The organism is Aeromonas sp. QDB56 (genome assembly GCF_027705505.1).
Lineage (GTDB): Bacteria > Pseudomonadota > Gammaproteobacteria > Enterobacterales > Aeromonadaceae > Aeromonas > Aeromonas caviae.
The window spans coordinates 1-1460 of sequence record NZ_JAPDBZ010000267.1; the positions used below are offsets into that span (position 1 = coordinate 1).

The 1460-nt window shown below is 51.2% G+C and carries 2 protein-coding genes and 1 pseudogene; all 3 read right to left on the minus strand.

The window, feature by feature from the left end:
* Positions 1 to 87 precede the first annotated feature (87 nt).
* Positions 88 to 222, minus strand: a pseudogene (locus OKB81_RS20895) (HupE/UreJ family protein); the annotation flags it as partial.
* A gap of 34 nt (positions 223 to 256) precedes the next feature.
* Positions 257 to 826: an urease accessory protein UreE gene (gene ureE / locus OKB81_RS20300; RefSeq protein ID WP_109112776.1), complete on the minus strand. Its 570-nt coding sequence runs from the start codon at positions 824 to 826 to the stop codon at positions 257 to 259.
* 19 nt (positions 827 to 845) lie between these two features.
* A complete protein-coding gene (locus tag OKB81_RS20305; RefSeq protein ID WP_333563083.1) occupies positions 846 to 1388 on the minus strand; it encodes an amidohydrolase family protein in 543 nt (180 codons plus the stop codon).
* Positions 1389 to 1460 lie beyond the last annotated feature (72 nt).

Sequence of the window (1460 nt, forward strand, 5' to 3'; positions counted from 1 at the left end):
TGCCTGCATAGAGAAAACAGACTACCCGCTCCCGGAAGAGTTGTTGTCAACATCCTCCCGGTGAACGGTTACGCTGCTCAGTAACATCATCAAATGGTCAAGGCCAGTCAGTGGATGCAACACCCCCGATGAAAAACCGTGCTCCATGTGCCCAGGGTGAGCAAAGGCAGGTGTAGCCAGTAACATCAGAGCGATTGCGGTGGTAATACGTGATTTGTTCATATTAAATTCCTTTTTTTACTTATTAATTAGTTGCTTATGATGTTTTCAAAAAACCATGCATCGGCACGACGATCGCTGCACTGGCTGCATGAGAGTGAGCATGCAGATGATCATGGTTGTGACCATGTTCGTGATCATTATGATGATGGTGATGCCCTGCGCCCGCTTGCGATTGGTAAGCGCCAGCCTCTGGTTCAAATGGCGCAAGCTCAACCGCAACCGAGCCACCTAAACCAACCACCATCTCATCGAGCACATAATCGTGCTGATAACGGGCAAAACCGGCCTCGATTTGCAGCGGTACATGGCGATTACCGAGGTGATAGCAGATCCGACTCAGTAGTAACGGGTCATTGCAGCGCACCGTGGAAACCTGCTCTTCGGCGGCTTTTACCATCACGACAACTGCGCCAGCATCGTCAGTCAAACACTCGCCGCCACGTAATAGCTGACCACGAGTCAGGAATAGACCGGCTGCATCGCCATTATCTAAAGTGACTTTCAGGCGGCTTTTGATACGCAGATCGATCGGCAGTGTCAGCGTTGTGAGTAGCGCTTTTCCTGCTGCTTCTTCTGTCGTTAATCGTTGTGTGAGTCGAATCATTTTGTGTTCCCAAGTTCGCCTAGAATAAAAAGTAGCGCTGTGCCATTGGCAACACCGCAGCCGGTTCGCACGTCAGTAATTCGCCATTGGCGCGCACCTGATAGGTCTGGCTGTCGACTTCAATCAGCGGCTGCCAGTCGTTGTGGATCATGTGTGCTTTCTTCACTGAGCGGCAGTTCTTCACTTCCCCAATCAGACTGTTTAATCCCAGTTGCGCAGGCAAACCAGAGCGAATAGCCAAGCCAGACAGGAACGTCATGCGGGTCGAATGCATCGCACGACCGAGCGCACCAAACATCGGGCGGAAATGTACCGGTTGTGGCGTTGGAATAGACGCATTGGCATCACCCATCGGTGCTGCGGCAATCATGCCTCCCTTCAAAATCATGGAAGGTTTCACACCAAAGAAAGCCGGACGCCACAACACCAAATCGGCTAATTTGCCCGGTTCAATCGAACCGACTTCATGGCTGATGCCGTGCGCTAAGGCTGGGTTAATGGTGTATTTGGCGATATAGCGCTTGATACGCGTATTGTCATGTCGTGCTGGGTCGCTACCCAGGGCGGGAGCATACTTTGTTGGTTATTTAACCAAAGAATAGTTGTGCCCGATAATTGTCATCCCAGCTTGCTT